Origin of the sequence: Janthinobacterium longum (assembly GCF_051380735.1) — a bacterium.
Classification (GTDB): Bacteria; Pseudomonadota; Gammaproteobacteria; order Burkholderiales; family Burkholderiaceae_D; genus Janthinobacterium.
In genome coordinates this window covers 17048-36153 of sequence record NZ_JBNYXQ010000006.1, presented here as the reverse complement: position 1 = coordinate 36153, position 19106 = coordinate 17048, and the positions used below count along the sequence as shown (strand labels likewise).

18 protein-coding genes and 1 tRNA gene are annotated in these 19106 nt (G+C 62.3%); 9 read left to right on the top strand and 10 right to left on the bottom strand.

Going from position 1 to position 19106, the window contains the following annotated elements; all coding sequences use genetic code 11:
- The first annotated feature begins 60 nt into the window (after positions 1–60).
- The gene (locus ACQ4WM_RS16240) at positions 61–1419 is read left to right on the top strand and encodes a chloride channel protein (protein WP_436547719.1); all 1359 of its coding nucleotides are present in this window, start codon (positions 61–63) and stop codon (positions 1417–1419) included.
- On the opposite strand, the gene ACQ4WM_RS16235 is transcribed toward ACQ4WM_RS16240, so the two are convergent.
- Together ACQ4WM_RS16235 and msbA are read right to left on the bottom strand one after the other, a co-directional pair.
- Positions 1409–1888: a MarR family winged helix-turn-helix transcriptional regulator gene (locus tag ACQ4WM_RS16235; protein WP_436547718.1), complete on the bottom strand. Its 480-nt coding sequence runs from the start codon at positions 1886–1888 to the stop codon at positions 1409–1411. The two genes, ACQ4WM_RS16240 and ACQ4WM_RS16235, sit on opposite strands and share 11 nt — an antisense overlap.
- Entirely contained in the window at positions 1878–3746 is a 1869-nt protein-coding gene (gene msbA / locus ACQ4WM_RS16230) for a lipid A export permease/ATP-binding protein MsbA (protein WP_436547717.1), read from the bottom strand. Before msbA ends, ACQ4WM_RS16235 begins: the two co-directional genes overlap by 11 nt.
- Before the next feature lie 390 nt (positions 3747–4136).
- On the opposite strand from msbA, the gene ACQ4WM_RS16225 reads away from it, so the two are divergent.
- Complete coding sequence (locus ACQ4WM_RS16225) at positions 4137–5108, top strand: ribonuclease Z (protein ID WP_436547716.1); 972 nt, start codon at positions 4137–4139, stop codon at positions 5106–5108.
- 7 nt (positions 5109–5115) lie between these two features.
- Here the strand turns inward: ACQ4WM_RS16225 and ACQ4WM_RS16220 are convergent, their stop codons facing one another.
- Positions 5116–5772, bottom strand: coding sequence for a tetratricopeptide repeat protein (locus ACQ4WM_RS16220; RefSeq protein WP_436547715.1), 657 nt, complete (start codon positions 5770–5772; stop codon positions 5116–5118).
- A 117-nt stretch (positions 5773–5889) separates the two neighbouring features.
- On the opposite strand from ACQ4WM_RS16220, the gene ACQ4WM_RS16215 reads away from it, so the two are divergent.
- Positions 5890–6369, top strand: a complete 480-nt coding sequence (locus tag ACQ4WM_RS16215) for a GNAT family N-acetyltransferase (protein WP_436547714.1) — start codon at positions 5890–5892, stop codon at positions 6367–6369.
- Positions 6370–6430: 61 nt separating this feature from the next.
- Here the strand turns inward: ACQ4WM_RS16215 and ACQ4WM_RS16210 are convergent, their stop codons facing one another.
- Together ACQ4WM_RS16210 and ACQ4WM_RS16205 are read right to left on the bottom strand one after the other, a co-directional pair.
- Positions 6431–6631: a DUF3079 domain-containing protein gene (locus ACQ4WM_RS16210; protein WP_436547713.1), complete on the bottom strand. Its 201-nt coding sequence runs from the start codon at positions 6629–6631 to the stop codon at positions 6431–6433.
- A 99-nt stretch (positions 6632–6730) separates the two neighbouring features.
- Entirely contained in the window at positions 6731–7633 is a 903-nt protein-coding gene (locus ACQ4WM_RS16205; protein WP_436547712.1) for a LysR family transcriptional regulator ArgP, read from the bottom strand.
- A gap of 101 nt (positions 7634–7734) precedes the next feature.
- On the opposite strand from ACQ4WM_RS16205, the gene ACQ4WM_RS16200 reads away from it, so the two are divergent.
- Both ACQ4WM_RS16200 and ACQ4WM_RS16195 read left to right on the top strand, forming a co-directional pair.
- Entirely contained in the window at positions 7735–8346 is a 612-nt protein-coding gene (locus ACQ4WM_RS16200) for a LysE/ArgO family amino acid transporter (protein WP_436547711.1), read from the top strand.
- Between the two features lie 9 nt (positions 8347–8355).
- Positions 8356–8751 carry an ACT domain-containing protein gene (locus ACQ4WM_RS16195; RefSeq protein ID WP_436547710.1) on the top strand — a complete coding sequence of 132 codons (396 nt, stop codon included), beginning with the start codon at positions 8356–8358 and terminating at the stop codon, positions 8749–8751.
- Here the strand turns inward: ACQ4WM_RS16195 and ACQ4WM_RS16190 are convergent, their stop codons facing one another.
- Positions 8752–9492 (bottom strand): hypothetical protein, encoded by a 741-nt coding sequence (locus ACQ4WM_RS16190; protein ID WP_436547709.1) that lies wholly within the window; start codon positions 9490–9492, stop codon positions 8752–8754. It lies immediately after the preceding gene.
- A 183-nt stretch (positions 9493–9675) separates the two neighbouring features.
- Between ACQ4WM_RS16190 and ACQ4WM_RS16185 the strand changes: the two genes are divergently transcribed.
- Positions 9676–10800 carry a metallophosphoesterase gene (locus ACQ4WM_RS16185; protein ID WP_436547708.1) on the top strand — a complete coding sequence of 375 codons (1125 nt, stop codon included), beginning with the start codon at positions 9676–9678 and terminating at the stop codon, positions 10798–10800.
- On the opposite strand, the gene ACQ4WM_RS16180 is transcribed toward ACQ4WM_RS16185, so the two are convergent.
- On the bottom strand, positions 10797–11705 hold the full coding sequence (locus tag ACQ4WM_RS16180; protein ID WP_436547707.1) for an ADP-ribosylglycohydrolase family protein: 909 nt from the start codon (positions 11703–11705) through the stop codon (positions 10797–10799). The genes ACQ4WM_RS16185 and ACQ4WM_RS16180 overlap by 4 nt on opposite strands.
- Before the next feature lie 162 nt (positions 11706–11867).
- On the opposite strand from ACQ4WM_RS16180, the gene ACQ4WM_RS16175 reads away from it, so the two are divergent.
- From ACQ4WM_RS16175 to ACQ4WM_RS16165, 3 genes are all read left to right on the top strand, one after another.
- Positions 11868–12497, top strand: coding sequence for a hypothetical protein (locus ACQ4WM_RS16175; RefSeq protein ID WP_436547706.1), 630 nt, complete (start codon positions 11868–11870; stop codon positions 12495–12497).
- A gap of 162 nt (positions 12498–12659) precedes the next feature.
- Positions 12660–13118 (top strand): hypothetical protein, encoded by a 459-nt coding sequence (locus ACQ4WM_RS16170; RefSeq protein WP_436547705.1) that lies wholly within the window; start codon positions 12660–12662, stop codon positions 13116–13118.
- 294 nt (positions 13119–13412) lie between these two features.
- Positions 13413–15521, top strand: coding sequence for a LamG-like jellyroll fold domain-containing protein (locus ACQ4WM_RS16165; protein ID WP_436547704.1), 2109 nt, complete (start codon positions 13413–13415; stop codon positions 15519–15521).
- Between the two features lie 516 nt (positions 15522–16037).
- Here ACQ4WM_RS16165 and ACQ4WM_RS16160 read toward each other — a convergent pair.
- The 3 genes from ACQ4WM_RS16160 to ACQ4WM_RS16150 all read right to left on the bottom strand — a co-directional run bounded on the left by ACQ4WM_RS16160 (position 16038) and on the right by ACQ4WM_RS16150 (position 19106).
- A complete protein-coding gene (locus ACQ4WM_RS16160; protein ID WP_436547703.1) occupies positions 16038–16382 on the bottom strand; it encodes a hypothetical protein in 345 nt (114 codons plus the stop codon).
- A 530-nt stretch (positions 16383–16912) separates the two neighbouring features.
- Positions 16913–17002 (bottom strand) — tRNA-Ser (locus ACQ4WM_RS16155).
- Positions 17003–17066: 64 nt separating this feature from the next.
- Positions 17067–19106, bottom strand: coding sequence for a putative bifunctional diguanylate cyclase/phosphodiesterase (locus ACQ4WM_RS16150; RefSeq protein ID WP_436547702.1), 2040 nt, complete (start codon positions 19104–19106; stop codon positions 17067–17069).

Sequence of the window (19106 nt, the reverse complement as noted above, 5' to 3'; positions counted from 1 at the left end):
ATATCGCTATAATGGCAATCCTCCCGACGCCACGCGTCACCCCCTCCCGGATTTGCCACCATGAAGCACTTGCACGATATTCCTTCTGCCTTCAAGCATGAATTTGCCGACCCGCGCCTGTGGTGGTCGCGCGCGGTGGTAGTCGGCATGGCGGCCATCGCCGGCCTGGTGGTGGTCGGTTTTACCTGGCTGGCGGAAGAGGCGCTCGATCTGTTTCACTTTTTCAATGCCAAAGCCTGGTGGTTCACCCTGCTGTGGACACCGCTGTGCGCCGCAGTGCTGGTATGGCTGACGCGGCGCTACGCGATCGGTGCAGCCGGCTCCGGCATTCCGCAGGTGATGGCCGCGCTGGACCCGTCGGTGGGTGCCGGCCAGCGTTCGCTGTATGTATCGTTGAAACTGTCGGCCGCCAAGATTGCTCTGACGGCCGGTGGCATGCTGGGCGGGCTCTCGCTGGGCCGCGAAGGGCCCTCGGTGCAGATCGCCGCCGGCGTAATGCTGGCCGCGCGGCGCTGGCTGCCGCGCCAGTCGTCGGTGTCGCCCCATTCCCTGCTGGTGGCCGGAGGCGCGGCCGGTATCGCCGCCGCCTTCAATACACCGCTGGCCGGCGTGATGTTCGCCATCGAAGAATTGTCGCGCTCGCCAGAACAGCGCAACAGCGGCCTGATCGTCGCCGGCATCGTGCTGGCCGGCATGATGGCGGTCTCCATCCACGGCAACGCCACCCACTTCGGGGTGATCCACCCGGGCCCGATCGGGCTGGCGCTGGCCCTGCCGGGCTTGCTGGTCACTTTGGTGGCCGGCGTGGCCGGCGGCCTGTTCGCGCGCTTGCTGCTCGCTTCCACGCGCGGCAATCCCTTGGGCAAATTATCGGCCTGGCGCCATGGCCGGCCAGTACTGTTCGCCGCCGCCTGCGGCCTGGTGGTGGCGGCGATCGGCGTGGCCAGCCATGGCGCCACCTTCGGCAGCGGCACCGTGGCCACGCGCGCCATGCTCGACGGCGCGGCCGATGTGCCGGCCGCCTTTGTTGCCTTCAAGTATGTGGCGACCTGGCTGACGGTCTGGTCGGGCGTGCCGGCCGGCATTTTTGCTCCGTCGCTGGCGATCGGCGCGGGCATCGGCCACGATGTTGCGCTATTGCTGCACTACCCGCATGCGCCGGCCCTGATCGCGCTGGGCATGGTGGGCTTCCTGGCGGCCGCCACGCAAGCGCCATTGACGGCGTTTATTATTGTGATGGAAATGGTCGACGGCCACGGCATGGTGCTGAGCCTGATGGCGTGCGCGGTGGTTGCCAGCACCGTGTCGCGCGTGCTGAGCGAACCGCTGTATGGCGCGCTGGCGCAGCTGCAACTGCAGCGCCTGCCCAGGACGCCCGTGCCGGCGCCAGCCCAACCGGACGCGCCAGCTACATCGTAAACGCCAGTGGCTGCAGGCCCGCCTGGCGGTCGGCCGGTGACACCACCGCCAGCAAGGCCGCCAGGCCCGTGTTCAGTTGCAGCAGGCTGTCAGCGTCAAGCCGGCCCAGCGCACTGGGCAGCAAGCCGCGCGCCGGCTGTGGCGCGCCGGCAATCACGGCCTGGCCGCTATCGGTCAGGTGCAGGGTTACCACTCGTTGATCGGGCTGGTCGCGCGCCTTGCGCAGATGCGATTTTTTCACCAGTGCATCGACCAGGTTGCTGGCAGTAGTCTGGTGGATCGACATTTTAAGCGCCAGTTCGCCGATGCGCAGGCCGGGCTGGTCGAACACCTCCTGCATCACCCACAATTGCGCGCCGGACACGCCACACTGCTTTTCGATCTGCATCGAATGGCGCTGCGCCGCGCGCATCAGCACGCGCAGGTTTTGCAGCGCCAGGCTGCGCGCCTGTTTTTCATCAAGCTCCATGACTGCCTTCCCCTTGCGTCGCCGCTGCCGGCAGCACCGGCTCGCGCGACAGCTGGCTCGCATGCAGGCGCGCATAGGCGCCGCCGCTGGCCAGCAGGGCCGCATGGCTGCCGGACTCGACCAATTGCCCGCCCTGCATCACGACGATGCGGTCGGCGCTTTCTATGGTCGACAGGCGGTGGGCGATAACGATGGTGGTGCGGTTGCGCATCAGCACTTCCAGCGCCGCCTGCACTTGCCGTTCCGATTCCGTGTCCAGTGCGCTGGTCGCTTCGTCCAGCAGCAGAATCGGCGCGTCCTTGTACAGGGCGCGCGCGATTGCCAGGCGCTGGCGCTGGCCGCCGGAAAAGCGCGAGCCGTTCTGGCCGGCAGGTGTTGCATAACCCTGCGGCATCTGCATGATGAAGTCGTGCGCATAAGCGGCGCGCGCAGCCGCTTCGACACGCGCCTGGTCGGGTGCCGGATCGCCATAGGCAATATTGGCCGCCACCGTGTCGTTGAACAGAATCACATCCTGGCTGACCAGCGCAAACTGGCGCCGCAGGGCCAGCAACTGGTAGTCGCGCAGGTCAACCCCGTCAAGCAGGATCTGGCCGCCGCTCACATCATAGAAGCGCGGCAGCAGGCCCAGCAAGGTCGTCTTGCCGCCACCGGAGCCACCCACCAGCGCCACCGTTTCGCCGGCCTTGATATCGAGCGAAACATGCTTGAGAGCGACCGGCGCCTCTGGGTCGTCCGTGTTGTAGCGGAAGTTGACGTTCTGCAGCGACAGATTGCCCTGCACCACCACCGGCGCCGCCTGGCCAGGATCGGGTTCCAGCGCTGTATCGATCAGGCCGAATACGGACTCGGCGGCAGCCAGGCCACGCTGCAGGGGTTCGTTGATTTTGGTCAGGTTCTTGATCGGCGACTGCATCGCCATCAGCGCGCCCATGAACGCGACAAAGGCGCCCGGCGTAATGGCGCCGCTCTGCGCGCGCAGCAGGGCGAAATAAATCACCGACGACAAGGTAATGCCCACCAGCATCATGATAATGCCCGAGTTCATGGCGGAAGTTGCAGCATGCTTGACGGCCAGCTGGCGGTTGCGCTTGACGACGTCGACAAAGCGCGCCTGTTCGTACATCTGCCCGCCAAAGATTTTCACCACGCGCTGGCCGCCGATGCTTTCATCGAGCACCGAGGTCAGCTCGCCCACCGCCTGCTGCGCGCTCTTGCTCAGGTGGCGCATGCGGCGTCCGGCCAGCGTGACGATGATGGCGATAATCGGCATGGTGGCCATGCAGAACAGCGCCAGCTTGACGTCTATGCTGAACAGCAATACCAGGTAGCCGATGGTGGCCACCGAATCGCGTACCGCCACATTGAGCACGTTCAGGCCCGCCTGCGACACCTGGCTGGCGTCGAAGGCCACGCGCGATTGCGTCAGGCTGGTGGTGGTGGTGTCAAAAAAGCGGCTGGGCAGGCGCATGATGGTGGCAAACATCTGCTCGCGCAGATCGGCCTGCACCCGGCTCGACAGCCAGACCGAACCGTAGTCGCCGGCAAAGCTCGACACCATGCGCATGATCGCCAGGCCCAGAATAGTGGCCGGGATCACCCATAAATCGACCTGGCCCGCCTGTGCTGGCAGGAAACGGTCGACCCAGCCCTGCAACAGGCCCATGACGCCGCTGGTGGCCGGCGACATGTGTTCGCTGGTGGTACGCATGGCGTCGACGACATTTTGCAACTGGCGTATCAGCAGCACATCGGTGGCCGAGGCAATGCCCACGGCCAACAGGGTGACGGCAACGATCGCGCCATAGCGTAGAAATTGGCTGCCCAGGCGGAAAAACAGGTGGCGGCTTTGCTGCATGTGGTTGGGAATTGAAAGGGAAAGCGTGATTCTAACGCGTGCAGGGGATTCCTACGGACAATGCAGGGGTAATTACGCAGCAGACAGGAACCCGGGACAGTCGCGGCCCGGGTCCGTATATTGAGAAGATGCCGTGTTACAGGCCGCCGAATCCGGCAGCAGTTGCCACCACCAGCGCGGTCAGCGCCAGCACGGTGAGGATTTTCTTGGTTGGGGTGGGCATGCTGTACTCCTTGGGGGTGGGTGATTACAACGCGTAGCGTATCAATGCGATGCTCGGGCACCGTCTGCTGTATTCATTGATTGTACATTTTGCATGGCAGATTGCACGTTCAGTTACGTTTCGTTGTAATCACGCACAAAACACTTTGCGTAAAGCATAATTGCGCCATGTTCAAACTGACTTTTCTCGGTACCTCGTCGGGCGTGCCTACCCGCTACCGCAACGTCACTTCGCTGGCCGTGCAACCGGCCCTCGGACGCGACTGGTGGATGGTCGATTGCGGCGAAGCCACCCAGCACCGCTTGCAGCGCCTGCCTTTGTCGGTGCACGACCTGGCCGGCATCTGCATCACCCATGTGCATGGCGACCACAGCTATGGCTTGCCGGGCCTGCTGGCCAGTGCCTCGATGACGGGGCGCAAGCGGCCCCTGATCATTATCGCGCCACCGGCCATCCGCGCCTGGCTGGACGCCACCTTGCTGCATACGGAACTGTTCCTGACCTACCCGTTGATCCATGTCGACGTCAACAGCGCGCAAATCGTGCACCAGGAAACGGGCCTGACGATCAGCCAGCATCCGCTGTCGCACCGCGCGGCCAGCGTCGGCTTTCGCTTCGCGCTTGAAACGAGCAAGTCAACACTGGACAAGGCGGCACTGCTGGCCCACGGCGTGCCGTCCGGCCCCGTCTGGGGGCAGTTGCAAACAGGCCAGGATGTGGTGCTGGACAATGGCCGGCAACTGCAAAGCACCGACTTTCGCATCACGAAAACAGACCGGGCCGCCATCGTGGTGGGTGGCGACAATGACACGCCCGCCCTGTTGCAAGAGGCCTGTCAGGGTGCGCAATTGCTGGTACATGAAGCCACCTACACGGAAGCGATGCTGATCAAGGCGGGGCCGGGACCGACCCACAGTTCGGTGCAGCGGGTGGCCCAGTTTGCCGCCAGCTGCGGCATGCCGAATCTGATACTGACGCACTTCAGCGCGCGCTACCATCACCGTGACGGCATGGCCGAACTGGAAGCGGAGGCGTGCCTGCACTATGCGGGCACCTTGTTCCTGGCCAACGATTTCGACAGCTATGCACTCGACGCCGCTGGCGTGCTGAGCAAGGTTGACGCGCGCAAACCTGATTGATCAATGATCAGTAGGGATCGCTGCCGTACAGGCTGGCATATTCCTTCGCCAGCGCCTTCGCTTCTACCAGCTGGGCGGGCGTGAGGATTTCCAGCAACTGGTCGCGGTTCTTGATGGATTGCTCGTCGCCCGCCTCGGCCGGCATGGCGATCCAGGCATACGCTTCCACGTAATCGAGTTCCACGCCCTGCCCTTGCGCATACAGCAAGCCGTACTCATTCTGCGCCGACAAGGAACCGGACTCGGCCGCCGCCCGGTACCAGTAGGCAGCCTGCTCGAAATCCTGCGCGATATCGACGCCGCGCCGATACGCCTGCGCCAGGTTGAATTGCGACTGCCCATCGCCAGCCTCGGCCGCCTGGCGCCCGAACACCAGCGCCTGCTGCACATCTTGCTCGACGCCATCGCCACTGGCATACATCAGCGCCAGGTTGGCCAGCGATGGCGGATAACCGGCCTCGCCTGCCTCCTTGAACAGCGCCACCGCCTTCGCCAGGTCTTGCTTCACGCCCTGGCCCTGGTAGTACAGGCTGGCCAGGAAATGCTTGCCGGCCGCGTCGCCCATGCTGGCCGACGCGTAAAACTGCTTGTAGGCCTCGGCGTAATTATCGTCGTTATAGGCGTCGATGCCGGCTTCGTTGAGGGATGCGGCGGATACAGTCATGCAAGCTCCTTGTCTGGTGGCGTTTAATGGATGGCGACCATTCTAAGACGCCGGCGCAAGGCTTGAGTGTTCAGTTGAAGACGGGTACAGTTGCGCGCACAACCAACAAGAGACCCCATGCCGATACCGATACAACTCGCCACCCTGACATTTCAAGTGGCGCAGGCGCAAGACGCGGCCGCCTTTATCACCGTGCGCGGCCAGACCCGGCAAAACGCCGTGTCAGCGGAACGCCTGGCCGAATTCGGCATCACGGCCGCCTCGTGGGCCGAGCTGATGCAATCGGGCAAGCTGGCTGGCCATACCTGCCACGCAAATGGCAAGCTGGCCGGCTATTGCTTTGGCGACCTGGACACCGGCGAAATCGTCGTGCTGGCCCTGCTGCCGGAAGTGGAAGGCATGAACGCCGGCAAGACCTTGCTGGCGCTGGTGATGCAGGATTTGCGCGCGCACGGCCATCAGCGGCTGTTCCTCGGCTGCTCCAGCGATCCCGCCTCGCGCTCCTGGGGCTTTTACCGCCACCTGGGCTGGACGGCGACCGGCGAGACGGATGCGCATGGCGATGAGGTGCTGGAGTTTTTCTTCGACCAGCGGTAATCAGCCCGTTCGCCTGCCGCAATGGCAGCCTGCCTGTGACCGGGCATTGAACCTGCCCGGCTCAGGCGCTATCGTCCGTCTTGACTGCGGGTTCAGGCGCACTGAGCCCCCATTCATTCCAGCCCTCGCCGAAAAGTTCAACCGGATGCTGGGTGCGCTCCGAGCCATTGCCGCAGGCCATGGCGTCCGGTGAGCAATATTTATCGCAGCCCCAGCAGATGCGTTCGGGGTTCTTCGGGTTGACGGGGAAAGGTTTGGCCATGATCGGGCACCGGGCTGGAAGCAACAGCAATTACTGTAGGCCTGGCCTGGCGCACGGTCAAACAGTGTCTTGTGATGGTCTTGAGTCAGGTCAAGGATATCAAAGGATGCTTGCCCGATCCTGCTGCAGCCACTTCGCTGCTGTTGCCACGATGGCGTCATTGAGCGTCCTGGTCAGCGCCGTCTCGATATTCCAGCGGTGCCAGTACAGGGCCACGTCCACTTGTGTGCCCGGTGCCAGATCGAGCAGCCTTCCGTCAGCGAGTTCCTCGCGCACCTGAATCACGGGCGCCATGCCATAACCAAACCCGGCCTGGACAAAGGCCACGAACCCTTCCGAGCTGGGAAAGTAGCTGTGCGGCACATTCTCGTTCAAGCCCATCTGCGCCAGATAGCGCGCATGCAGGGTGTCGCTGCGGTTGTAGATCACGGCCGGCGCCTTTGCTGCGGACTGCGGGTTAAGACCGTCGGGAAACCAACGCCGTGCAAACACCGGCGTAGCCACGCAACGATACGACATGATGCCCAGCGACACCACCGAGGTGCCGGCCACCGCATCCGGCGAGCTGGTGATGCAACCGACCACCCTGCCCTCGCGTAACTGGCGCAGGGTCTGGTCCTGGTCGTCCAGCAGAACATCGACCCGGCAGGCAGGCTCGGTCAGCACCGACGCCAGGGCTTCGAGCAGCCAGGTGGCGGCGCTGTCGGCATTCGAGGCGATGGCCAGTTGCGGCAAGGCGGCCGGCTCGGGCGCTTGCGCATTCAATCCCGCTTCCAGCAGCAGCACCTGCCGGTAATGGGCAATCAGGCGATGGCCGCGCGCGGTAGCTTGCGGCGGCTGGCTGCGAATCACCAGCAGCTCGCCGGTCGCCTCTTCCAGCGCGCGCAGCCGGTGCGAGACGGCCGACTGTGTAATCGACAAGGCGGTAGCGGCCCGCTCGAAACCGCCTTGTTCCACCACCGCATCGAGGGCCGCCAGGCCCCGGTAATCCAGCACGCTCATACCCAGCACCCCATGAATTTTACGAATGAATCACGAATAACATTCATTATACTAATGTTGTGCCATCTTTTATGCTGGTTACCTTTTGCGGGGGAGCAGCAATGTTGAGCGGCAGTTTTTTCAAGGGCATGGCCATGGGTGGCGGCTTGATCGTGGCCATCGGCGCGCAGAACGCGTTTTTATTACGGCAGGGCATACAACGCCAGCATGTTCTGTTGTGCGCCGCCGCCTGCATCGTGGGCGACATTGTGTTGATCAGTCTGGGCGCCGGCAGTGTTGGCCGGCTGGTCGCCGCCACGCCATGGCTGCTGGGCGCCATCCGCATCGGCGGCGCGCTGTTCCTGCTCGAATACGGGCGGCGCGCAGCCTGGTCTGCCTGGCGCGGCCACGATCAGGCGCTGCAGGCGGCCAGCAGCGCCGTCAGTGAAGCGGGCCCGGCCCTGCGCGCGGCCATCGCCCTCAGCCTGCTCAACCCGCATGCCTGGCTCGATACCGTGGTGCTGCTGGGCGCCATTGGCGCGCAACAGCCCGAACACGGCCGCGCCTGGTTCTCGGCCGGCGCCATGACTGCCTCCGTGCTGTGGTTCAGCGCCCTGGCGATGGGCGCGCGCCTGCTGGCGCCCGTATTTGCCAACCCACGCGCCTGGCGCGTGCTCGACGGCCTGATCGCCGTGACCATGTGGGCGATTGCCGCCTCGCTTTTCATCCAATAAGGAAAACAGATGAACACCGAACTGCACAGCATTACCCTGGAACACGCTGCGGGCGAATATGCCGTCAGCCGCCTCGACGCCAGGTCGGCCATCCCGGCCTGGGCCGATGGCGACGGTTTTGTCAGCATCAGCCGATCGGGGCATGAATTGTCGATCGTCTGCGCAGCGCAGCGCGTGCCGCCGGGCACGGTATCGGAAAGGGAATGGAGCTGCTGGCGCTTCGTGGGGCCGTTTGCCTTCGGCGCGACCGGCATCGTGCTGTCGGTGGTGCGGCCCTTGTCGCTGGGCGGGCTGGGCGTGTTCGTGGTTTCTACCCATGACGGCGACCATCTGCTGCTCAAGACGCAGGACCTGCCGGCCGCCGTCCGCTTGCTGAACGACGCCGGCCATGTTTTGATACCCTGATCAGTCGTCCTTGCGGAAGGCGAATTGCTGGGAAATCAGCGCCTGGGTGACAAAATCGGCGTCAAGCGGAATTTTCGCGCGGAAAAAGGATTCCTGAAACAGTGGAATGCCATCGAATTTCTTCGAACGGAACATACCGCGATTCCTGCGGATCTCGCTATAGCGATCGCCCTTGAACTGGCGGTTGACCGAGGTAAATGGCAGCAGGTTTTCCGCCAGGTCGCCGTAATTCAAATCCGGCTGGCGCGCCTTGAATTGCTCGAATATCTCGAACTGATCGCTGCAGACGACCTGGATCGCCGTTTCCGGAAACCTGTAGCACTCGCTCCACATCACATGCCAGCCGGACTCGATGCCGTTGATGAAATCGGCCAGGCGCGGGCTCAATATATAGGCATCCGATTCGATATGGATAATCTTGTCGGCGCCCAGCTCCCTGGCCAGGGTCACCGAATGCAGAAAGCTGCGCCACCAGCCCGGATAGACCGACATGCTTTGCCGCCCCAGGTTATTGTCAAAGCGGACGATCACCTTGTCGTCATTGAACAGCGACAGCGGCGCAGTAAAGGGCACGGTCTTGATCAGGTCCGGCGGCGGCAAATACGGCGAGCCATCGTCGATCATGATCTTTTTGGACGCCGCTATCGGGCCATCCTCGTAGTAATCGAGCCAGCGCTGATAACGTTCCTGCCAGGCCTGTTCATTCCTGATATAGCTGGTGCAAAATAAAATCGATTTCATTGGCCGCAAGATGAGATGCTGTATGGAGGCCGGTGGCGCACACGCCCGGACAGTCTGGCGATACTATCATATGAAAACACGGCGGTTACGGGACGGCAAGAGGCAATCGCCGCAAGCCGTGCCGCCACCTTATTGCCACTGCCGTGGTTAAATGCCCCTTCGCCAACACGAAGCTTCACCTCCATGATCCGATTTCACCTGATGTTCGCCCTGCCCTGCCTGTTCGTCATCGCGCGTTTCCTGTGGCCGCTGCCGTGGTCCGTGCGCTCCCGGTTGGCTGCGGCCGTTGTGCTGCTGCTCGCCTCGCAATATCACTTGTACAGCCGGCTGTCGTCCGGCAGCGTGTTCTCGCCCGAATTTCCCAAAGCAATAGTGATCGCCTTTAACTGGGCCTTCAGCGCCATCCTGCTGCTGGCGCTACTGCAGCTGGCGATCGACCTGCTGCTGCTCGTTGCCAGCCTGGTGCGCTGGCGCCGCCTGGCAATTTCCCCCAGGCTGCGCTATGGCCTGGCTGCTGCCGCCATGGTGCTGGCCGCCATCGGCGTGCACCAGGCCGTCCGCGTGCCGCCGCTGAAGGAGGTCGAGATCCATATTGCAAAGCTGCCAGCGCAGTTTGACGGCTACCAGATCGTGCAACTGACCGACATGCATATCAGCCGCCTGTTCGACGCCCCATGGACGCGGGCGGTGGTCGCCGACGCAAACGGCCTGGACGCCAACCTGATCGTCGTCACGGGCGACATGATTGACGGCGCCATCCGCGACCGTGCGGGGGATGTGGCGCCGCTGCGCGGCCTGCATGCCAAAGATGGCGTGTATGTGATTCCCGGCAATCACGAATATTTCTTCGGCCACGATGCCTGGATGCAGTATTTCACCGACCTGGGAATGACGGCCCTCGACAACAGCCATGTCGTAATCGAACGCGGTGGCGCGCAACTGGTACTGGCCGGCGTGACCGACGTGACGGCGCCGAACACGGGCTTGCCCGCTCCCGACGTGGCGCAGGCGCTCAAGGGCGCGCCAACGAACACGGCAGTGGTGCTGCTCGATCACCAGCCCAGGAACGCACGCCACGCCGCCGCCCTGGGCGCCGACGTGCAACTGTCCGGCCACACACACGGCGGCCTGATCGCCGGCCTGGACCGCCTGTTCGCGCTGGCCAATGGCGGCTTCGTGTCAGGACTGTACGAGGTGGACGGCATGCAGCTCTACGTCAACAACGGCACCGCGCTGTGGCCCGGGCTGGCGTTGCGCCTGGGACGGCCGTCGGAACTGACGCGCATTACGCTGCGCAAAGCAAACTAGCGCGACCGCTGCAGCAACTTGAGCGCCATCTCTTCGATATCGTCGCGCATCGCCAGCGGCGCCAGCCACGCTGGCGGGATCGCTTCCACGCCGTAATAGGCGCCGGCGATCTGGCCGGTGATCGCGGCGGTCGTGTCGGCATCGTCACCAAGATTGGCGGCGCGCAGCACGGCTTCTTCAAAACTGCCGGTATTGAAAAAGCACCACAGCGATGCTTCCAGCGAATCGACGCAATAGCCGGTGCCGCGGATCTGCGACTCTTCCCTGACGATGAAATTGCCGGTGACCAGTTCTTTCAACTTGGGCTCAGTTGGTTTCCAGGTGATGCTGGCCAGCAGGTCTTGCTTGCCGGTTCCCATCAGCGCGCTGCACAGCAGGGCTGCAAACAGCTGGCAGCTTTCCACCGCTTCCGGTGCGCCGTGGGTGGTGCGGGAACTGTCTGCGGCCAGTTTTATCGCCGCGTCGATATCGGGAAAGGCGAACAGCACCACCGGCGCCAAGCGCATCAGCGAACCGTTGCCGGCCGTGTTCGGAGAGGTGTCGCCGCTGTACGGATTGCCGGTGTCGGCGAACTTGTCGAGCGCAGCGCGCACTGTCATGCCGATGTCGAAACAGCTGCCGGTGGAGCTCAGATAGCCCCATTGCCACCAGTTCAGGTAGCGGCCCATCTGATCGGCCGGGTCGAATGCGTTTTTGGTGATCAGGCTTTCGGCAAGGCACAGCGCCATCGAGGTGTCGTCGGTCCATTCGCCGGGTTTTAAATTGAAGGGGCCGGCGCCGGTCATGGTGGTGAGCGGTCGAAAACTGCCACGCGGAGAAAATTCGACGGTGGTGCCGAGCGCGTCGCCGGTGGCCAGCCCAAGGAGCGTGGCGCGGTAGCGCGAGTTCAAGGTAATTTCAGGCATGAATGGCTTTGGCGTTGGGATATGGCGCCAATTATAGAAGACCTGCGCAATCGCCAGAGCACGCCAGCCTGCGCGCCTGGCTCTTGCCCAAAGCGTTATAGTCGCAGGGTGTCCATGGCGCACCAACCAAGCCATCAACCTTGCATCAGAAAGAAACGCACCTTGCGCACATACTCCCCTGCCTTATTACTACTTGCGGCCAGCGCCGCATTGACAGTCATGCCGGCGAGCGCCGCCCCGATTACTTCAGGCGACTACGACGGCCTGTTGGTCGGCGTCGACAAGCAAGGCGTCCTGACCGCCTATTATGAAAGTTCGACTGGCGCTGGGCAGTTCAGCTGCATCTTTTTCATGCGCGGCAAAGTGAGCGAGCCGGCAACCCACATCGACACATGGTTCCCGCCAGACCGCGACACCGATAACGTCATTTCCGGCACCATGCAGGCGACCAGCGAAAACGGCAAGCCCGCCGTGAGCGCCAGACTGAAAGAAGACCCGCCCGGCTGCTGGAACGTACAGCACTTTGCCGCAGAACCGGTGTCATTCAGGCTGGCCGAACAGGGAAGCTGGCAAGCAATCCGGATCGTCTCGGCGAAAAAAGCCTATTTTCACGACCAGCCGTCGACTGCGAATCGGCGCAAAGCCTATGCCGTCGACGGCAACGCGCTGCGGGTATTCGAGACCCAGCCCGGTTGGGTCAACGCCGAATATGTCAGTCCGGAACGCAAACGTACCAAGGGCTGGATACAGGAACGTGATTTGTATTTGAGCGGGAAGCCGGGTGGTAAATAAGGCGCGGGAGGCAAATAAGGCGCAGAGAGCCTTGCCATCCTCTTCACGCGCGACCAGTTGCCTTAATCCATGGGAGGATTGTCAGCGGTCACAGTGGTGATATGATGGAGTGCTCCGCGAAGCGGATGGGCTTAAAGGGCGCTCGCCCTTCCAGGGCCACACATGAAAATTCGTTCTCGCCTCAAGCATTGCGCCTCCGGTATTCTTGCCAGATTCATCAGCCGTAACAATGACTACCAGGGTTTCTGGACACTGGGTGTGCTGTATGGCACCGTACGCGTGGCACCATGGCGTGTCGAGTTCAATCTCATTTCCGGCGATGCCTGTCCAGACAATAAAATAGCCGTCAGTGTCGCCACGGAGCAATCGGCATTCTTGCGGGCTGCTCTGGCAAAGCAAAAAGTCGCCTGGCATTGCGTAAAACGAGCGACGCTCACTGTGCAGTTTAATGCTGATGTGCGGGTCGGCTATACCGATACCGTAGGCGAACCCTTTGTGTGCACTGTCGGCCTTGAGTCCATAGCAGGCCATAGCGCAACTGTCAGCTTCGCTGGCCGTTGCGCAGCGTGGAAGCCACACCTTTTTTCGGGAAGGGCTGGCCACGTATTTCCGCAGATTTAAGCAAGGTGGCGCAGCTTTCATAGGCATCCTCGACCATTGCCGACACCCGCTCGTAAATGTACGCAATTGCCTGGGGGATATCCGGCAAATTCGCTCGGCAAGCCACGGATCTGATTGGCCTGATTGGCCTGACCGGTCGGCCCGGCGCATGACTGTGTCCTCGGGCACCTCGCCCTCGATACGCGCAATCGATTTCGACACCGTGCGCAGCGATATAGTGACTATCATCTTGTCATGAACTCGTCACGGTCAGGCAATAGACTGATTGCTTCTCTCTTTTGCGAGCACCAAGTCATGAAACAGCCCGGCGAAAAACCATCCTTCATCACTCCTGTCGACATTGCTGACACGCAAAGTGCGCAGCGGCGCACGCTGCTGAAAATGGGACTGGCATCTGCGTCCGGGCTGTCCCTCGGCGGCCTGCTGGCCGGCTGTGGCGGCGGCAGTGACGACAGCGGCAGCGCGCCACCGGTGGTGGTGGCGCCGCCGAGCACCCTCATCTCGAGCTTCGCCGTCGCCGTGCTGCCCGATACGCAGTTTTACTCGCGCTATGCGACTTCCTCGGAAAGCAATCAATACCAGCGCCACTATGGCAATGAACCTTTCGCCGCGCAGACCAACTGGGTGGCGCGCAACGCGGCGACGCTGAACATCCCTTTCCTGATCCATCTGGGCGATGTGGTCGACCAGGTTGGCAAACCAGAGCAGTGGAAGGTAGCCGACAGCGCGATGCAGGTGCTGGAAGTAAACAAGCTGCCCTATTCCATACTTGCCGGCAACCACGACGTTGTCAACGATCTCGACTACCAGGGCGACCAGAGCAAGGGGACCGATGCCCAACGGGTGCTGGCCAACGAGCCCTATCTGCAATGGTTCGACACTCGCCGCGCGCAGCGCCAGGCCACTTTCGGCGGGCGCGACACGACCGGCTTCCACGAATACCATATCTTCACGGCGCAGGAGCAGAAGTTCATGGTGCTGTCGCTGTCCTGGCGCATCTCCGACACCGCTATTGCCTGGGCGCGCAAGGTGATGGCCGACAACCCGAGCTTGCCGGTGATACTGGTCAACCACCAGTTGCTCAACATCGCAGCGGACGCCGTCAGCCCGCTGGAAACCGACTACGGCAAGATGCTGTGGGAAAAACTGATACGCGATAACGACCAGATCTTCATCACGCTCAACGGCCACCATCACGGCGCCGCACGCCTGACCAAGACCAACAACTTCGGCAACCCGGTCGAGGAAATGGTAGTCGATTACCAGATGGACTATCAGGGCGGCAACGGCCTGATGCGCCTGTACGAATTCGACCTGACCAACAACCAGATCAAGGTGCTGTCGTTCTCGCCATGGGTGCCGATGAAACCGGCCGACACGCGCAACAGCTTCGACCGCGCGGTGCTCACCGAGGCCAAGGAAGCATTCACCATCAACATCAATTTCGCCAAACGCTTCGCGCGCTTCAACCCCACATTCGGCACCGGCAAGGCGACGGTGGCGTCGTCACTGGTCGACCAGGCCAGGGCGATGGTGCTCAAGGGCTACACGGAGCCGGCCGTGGTGGAGCCGGTGGCGCCGAAGGACGCCGACGATTATCCGAAAGTGGCGTCGACTGTGGCGCACTGGCGTTTCTTCGGCGGCGCCGAGGGCGCGGCCGTGGCGCCAGGCGCGCGCATCGCCGACGTCACCGGCGCCAATGCGCTGACGCGCGATGGGCTCAACAAGGGCGGCATCGTTGGCGCCGAGGCGGGCGACATAATCTGGAGCAGTGACCGCCACCGGCTGTCGTCTGCGCCGGGGTCGGTCAGTTTTCTCAACACCGACAAGAACGTGCCGCGCCTCAGCTATTTTGTTACCGATCCGTCGGCACCGATCAACGCGCAAACGTTCGCCACGACCGGCTACACGATCGAAGCTTTCGTCAAGATCAACCCGGCGTGGGACAAAACAAAGCACGCGTGGATGAACATCATGACGCGCGACGGCAAACGTGGCGACCTGGCCGGCTTCATTGGTGGCGACCCGGAGTCGCCGCCGCTGCTGTTTGCCATTTCCAGCCTGCGCGAGGTGCAGTGGGAGGTGGTGCCGGACGTCAGCGGCAAGCGCGATGCGCTGTCGAGCTGGTCGGGCGAGATCATCGCCGGCACCTGGGTGCATATCGCCATCGTCAACGACCCGGCCACGCATGACACGGTGATGTATGTCGAAGGCGCACCGGTGCTGCGCAACAGCAGCAATGTCGTCGGGCTGGCAACGTTGTCGGCAAGCTCGCCCTGGGTGGTGGGCGGCGGCTCGTGGGACGGCGCAAGGGCGGACGGCTTCTTCGGCAATATCGGCGAGGTCAGAGTTGCAGCAGCGGCGCTGGCGCCGGGGCAGTGGTTGACGGCGCGGCGGGCATGAAGCAGCGCGCGAGCAGCGCAGGAGGGTCAGGTCTGCCATTGAGACACGGACTGATGCTTTGAAGCTCGTGGAAGCTGGCTCAGTCGAGAAGCTGATTGGCAAAAGCAGGGCGCGGGGTCAGATCCGCCATTCGGACACGGACAGATGTGTACAGCGGCGTGGAAGCGAGCTCAGTCGAAACCTGATCAGAACCACGAACGCGCGCGGCGCGCGCGAAGCTGCCGCGCAGCGGCAGCAGATGGAGGATTCGGAGCGGGCTGGGCAGATACGCCCAGCCCTTCGAATCTCACACGCAGGGCGCGCAGGCGCCCTGCTGGCTTCCGCCAGGCAATAAAAAACCGCCCGAGGGCGGTTTCTTTATTTCCTGGCGGAAGCGGTGTAATGCAAATACCTATACTCCATCAGCTCTATAGAGCGATTACTTCACTTCATACCTACAACCATATCTACTTAGAAATTTTTTCGCCAATCGTTGCGACATACCTGCTTCACTAAAAAATTGCGCTTGCTAACCAACTATTTTTGCAACAATGGAAGGAGCAAGCTGACGATGGATGCCAAGTTACCTCCTACAGAAAGCATGCTCTCTAACCGTGACCCTCTAAGTGCTGAAACCTGTCTCTCGATAGGTGCGCTCTGAACACCCTTTAAAAGCGTCAAAGCTTCGATGACAACTTCCGGTGGCGTAGATGGTGGCAAGCCAAGGCTACTCAACAGGCTTTCTCGGGGAGCGTCACGAACTTCAACAGCAACACCTACATCGGTAGTGGTGAGTGCTCCAATCTCGAAGTCACTTGTTCCTGCGCCCAAGGAGACACCAATACGCGCCCCCCTGATATTCGCAGTGCCAATTTTTATCATTACTTTCTCCTTATTAATTTGTCTCAAAGATAACATGAAAACATACCAACTGGAAAATTTGAAGGAAGTACTATTCTACGAATAGGAACGCGCGAGGAAATCATGCATGATGCTTAAAAGCACCACTTGAGCTACCGCGTGATTTAGGCCGAACATTGAGGCCATGTAACCTCAAGGAAAAAACAGCGTAAAGTGCGTCAAAACGCGTCAAATCGCAAGCCCACCAACCGCCCCGCCGCGCCAGTCCTCATGCGTCTTCGGCCATAAGCAGGGCGCGGGGTCAGGTCCGCCATTCGGACACGGACTGATGTGTACAGCGCCGTGGAAGCAAGCTCAGTCGAAACCTGATTAGGACCACGAACGCGCGCCTACGGCGCGCGAAGCTGCCGCGCAGCGGCAGCAGATGGAGGATTCGGGGCGGGCTGGGCAGATACGCCCAGCCCTTCGAATCTCACACGCAGGGCGCGCAGGCGCCCTGCTCGCTTCCGACAGGCAATAAAAAACCGCCCGAAGGCGGTTTCTTTATTTCCTGGCGGAAGCGGTGAGATTCGAACTCACGAACAGTGTAACCCGTCGCTAGTTTTCAAGACTAGTGCCTTCAACCACTCGGCCACGCTTCCGGAGCCTGCATTATACATAAAGGTGGCGGGCTTACCAATGGCTGTGCTGAAGATGGCGTGATGTTTACAAGTCCCAGTTCTTGCGCAACGCGCGCTCGAAGTCTTCTGCTGCCAGCGGGCGCGAGAAGAGGTAGCCTTGGACTTCGTCGCAGCCGGAGCTTTTCAGGAAGGCCATCTGCTCGGCTGTTTCCACGCCTTCGGCGATTACCTTGTGGTGCAGTTGCTGGGCGATGCTGATGATGGTGGTGGCAATCGCGCAGTCGCTGGCGTCGGAGGGGATGCCGGTGGTGAAAGAGCGGTCGATTTTCAGGGTATCGATCGGGAAGCGCTTCAGGTATGAAAGGCTGGAGTAGCCGGTGCCGAAGTCGTCCAGCGACAGGGCCACGCCCAGCGCGGTGATGCGGTCCATGATGCCGATGACGCGCTCGATGTTGTGCATCAGGGTGCTTTCGGTGATTTCCAGTTCCAGCCAGGCTGCTTCCAGGCCGTAGCGCTCCAGCGTGGCGGCTACCCGGGCCGGCAGGGCCGAGGTGAATTCGCGGGCGGAGACGTTGACGGCGATGCGGATAGGCGGCAGGCCGGCCTGCTTCCACGCTTGTGCCTGGGCGCAGGCCGCTTCCAGTACCCATTCGCCCACTTGCACCACCAGGCCGGTCGATTCGGCCAGCGGAATGAATTCGGCGGGCGGGATCATGCCTTGCACGGGGTGGCGCCAGCGCACCAGCGCTTCGGCGCCGATCATGCGCCCGCTGCTCAGGGCGTATTTGGGCTGGTAGTGCAGCAGCAGTTGCTGTTCGGCCAAAGCATGGCGCAGGCCGGTTTCCAGGCGCATGCGCGCTTGCATGCCCAGGTTCATGTCCTGGCTGTAGAAGGCCACGCTTTCGGCTTCGCCGCCGCTGTCCTGCTTGGCGCGGTACATGGCGATATCGGCCAGGCGCAGCAGGGTTTCGGCGTCGTGGCCGTCTTGCGGGTAGACGCTGATGCCGATGCTGGCGCCCACGCGCAGGTCGTGGCCTTCGATCAGGAATGGTTGCACCAAGGAACCCAGCAGCTTTTGCGCCACTGTGCTTGCTTCGAAATGCTGGCTGATGTCGAACAGGCCGACGGCGAACTCGTCGCCGCTCAGGCGCGCCACCAGGTCCTGGTCGCGCAGCACGTGGCGAAAACGCACGGACACCTGGCGCAGCAGTTCATCGCCGACGCGCCGGCCCAGGGTGTCGTTGATCAGCTTGAAACGGTTCAGGTCGATAAACAGCATGCAGCCCAGCATCTTGCCGCGCTGGGCAACGGAGAGGGCCTGGTCCACCAGCTTGGTCAGCAGGGTGCGGTTCGGCAAGCTGGTCAGTGCGTCGTAATAGGCCAGGTGGTGCAGGCGCTCCTCGGCGAGCTTGCGTTCGGTAATGTCGGTCAGATAGGCGATCAGGCCGACCGGGCGCTCGTCCAGATCGCGCAGCGGCGACAGCGACAGGCTGGCCCAGAAGACTTCGCCCGATTTTTTGCGGCGCCGCACTTCCATCAGGCGCCCGCCCTGCTCCAGGAAGGCGTCGTGGAAACCGGTATCTTCGTCGTCATATAAAAACAGGATGTTGCGGCCCACCGCTTCCACCGACGAGTAGCCGAACAGGCGTTCGGCGCCCTTGTTCCAGCTGGTAATGTAGCCAGTCAAGTCCATCGTCAGCACCGATTCATGCAGCTGGTCGAGGATTTGCGTCTGCTGCGCCAGCAGGGCTTCGACCTGCGCAAACGCATGCGTGGAGCGCTGCGCCAGCGAGTGCACCTGCAGCACGCCGGCCGTCAGCGACGCCAGGCTGGACAGCTGGCGGCGGTCAGTCTCGTCATAGCTGTGCTTGCCGGCCACCCGGTAGTGACCGAAGCAGTGGCCGTCGAAAGTGATTTCCTGCAACAGTGCGGAAGGTGCGGGACCAGGCAGCACTGGCGGCGTGTTGTCGCTGGCCGACGGCAGGAACTCGCCGTGCGCGCTGCCCATCACACTGCCGGCGATGCGGCCCAGTTCCGTCACCAGGGCCGCGCCGCGCAGGCGTACCACGGCGTCGCACAAGGCGGCGCTATCACTGAGGGTATTCGACACCGGCAATATTGTCAT

Bases quoted from the DNA above. Each gene is read 5' to 3' on its own strand.
- ACQ4WM_RS16240 (WP_436547719.1), top strand. From the start codon at position 61: ATGAAGCACTTGCACGATATTCCTTCTGCCTTCAAGCATGAATTTGCC.
- ACQ4WM_RS16235 (WP_436547718.1), bottom strand. From the start codon at position 1,888: ATGGAGCTTGATGAAAAACAGGCGCGCAGCCTGGCGCTGCAAAACCTG.
- msbA (WP_436547717.1), bottom strand. From the start codon at position 3,746: ATGCAGCAAAGCCGCCACCTGTTTTTCCGCCTGGGCAGCCAATTTCTA.
- ACQ4WM_RS16225 (WP_436547716.1), top strand. From the start codon at position 4,137: ATGTTCAAACTGACTTTTCTCGGTACCTCGTCGGGCGTGCCTACCCGC.
- ACQ4WM_RS16220 (WP_436547715.1), bottom strand. From the start codon at position 5,772: ATGACTGTATCCGCCGCATCCCTCAACGAAGCCGGCATCGACGCCTAT.
- ACQ4WM_RS16215 (WP_436547714.1), top strand. From the start codon at position 5,890: ATGCCGATACCGATACAACTCGCCACCCTGACATTTCAAGTGGCGCAG.
- ACQ4WM_RS16210 (WP_436547713.1), bottom strand. From the start codon at position 6,631: ATGGCCAAACCTTTCCCCGTCAACCCGAAGAACCCCGAACGCATCTGC.
- ACQ4WM_RS16205 (WP_436547712.1), bottom strand. From the start codon at position 7,633: ATGAGCGTGCTGGATTACCGGGGCCTGGCGGCCCTCGATGCGGTGGTG.
- ACQ4WM_RS16200 (WP_436547711.1), top strand. From the start codon at position 7,735: ATGTTGAGCGGCAGTTTTTTCAAGGGCATGGCCATGGGTGGCGGCTTG.
- ACQ4WM_RS16195 (WP_436547710.1), top strand. From the start codon at position 8,356: ATGAACACCGAACTGCACAGCATTACCCTGGAACACGCTGCGGGCGAA.
- ACQ4WM_RS16190 (WP_436547709.1), bottom strand. From the start codon at position 9,492: ATGAAATCGATTTTATTTTGCACCAGCTATATCAGGAATGAACAGGCC.
- ACQ4WM_RS16185 (WP_436547708.1), top strand. From the start codon at position 9,676: ATGATCCGATTTCACCTGATGTTCGCCCTGCCCTGCCTGTTCGTCATC.
- ACQ4WM_RS16180 (WP_436547707.1), bottom strand. From the start codon at position 11,705: ATGCCTGAAATTACCTTGAACTCGCGCTACCGCGCCACGCTCCTTGGG.
- ACQ4WM_RS16170 (WP_436547705.1), top strand. From the start codon at position 12,660: ATGAAAATTCGTTCTCGCCTCAAGCATTGCGCCTCCGGTATTCTTGCC.
- ACQ4WM_RS16165 (WP_436547704.1), top strand. From the start codon at position 13,413: ATGAAACAGCCCGGCGAAAAACCATCCTTCATCACTCCTGTCGACATT.
- ACQ4WM_RS16160 (WP_436547703.1), bottom strand. From the start codon at position 16,382: ATGATAAAAATTGGCACTGCGAATATCAGGGGGGCGCGTATTGGTGTC.
- ACQ4WM_RS16150 (WP_436547702.1), bottom strand. From the start codon at position 19,106: ATGACAATATTGCCGGTGTCGAATACCCTCAGTGATAGCGCCGCCTTG.